Raw genomic sequence first — 464 nt, 5'->3', positions numbered from 1 at the left:
ACCCCAGCCGTCTCATGATAGGTCCGCGCCCTCGGCCCACGCCCGACATTGCTGTTGTTGCCGCTCAGGAGCGCCGAAGACAGAATCAGGTAGTCGCTGGAAGCGTCTGGCGTAATTGTCAGGGCCGCCTTGTCCACCCAGCCCACGCTCCCCGTGTGAGAAGACGGCTCGGTCGATTCAGCGAAAAAGAATTGCCGCGCCATCAGCCCACCTTGCTGCGGATCTCCACGAGCTTCGTGATCAGCGCATCCACCGGGGCTGTGCGCGTAGCCAGGGGCTGGAGCGCCTGGAGTTCGTCCACCGCCCGCGCGAGAACCTCCAAGGCGAGAAAGAGACGGTCTGCGTCGCCCAGGATCGCCTCACGCCGCATCACGGCGCGGCGTTCCGCCTCGATCTCGGCGTCCACCTCAGCGGCCTTGGCCCGGATTTCCTCCTCGCGGGGCTTGGGCACCGCGTTCCCGGGG

Annotated in this window: 2 protein-coding genes; both read right to left on the bottom strand. The window is 66.6% G+C overall.

Going from position 1 to position 464, the window contains the following annotated elements; genetic code table 11:
• On the bottom strand, window positions 1–203 hold a 203-nt coding region (locus ACTFO6_RS17680), incomplete at its 3' end, for a hypothetical protein (protein ID WP_439935732.1).
• Window positions 203–464: hypothetical protein (locus ACTFO6_RS17675; protein ID WP_439935731.1), on the bottom strand; the 262-nt coding region annotated here is incomplete at its 5' end. The genes ACTFO6_RS17675 and ACTFO6_RS17680, both read right to left, overlap by 1 nt.

Origin of the sequence: Pelomicrobium sp. G1, from assembly GCF_051905455.1 — a bacterium.
GTDB lineage: Bacteria > Pseudomonadota > Gammaproteobacteria > Burkholderiales > UBA6910 > Pelomicrobium.
Note: the sequence above shows the minus strand (reverse complement) of the source record. Positions and strands in the feature narration are given on the sequence as shown.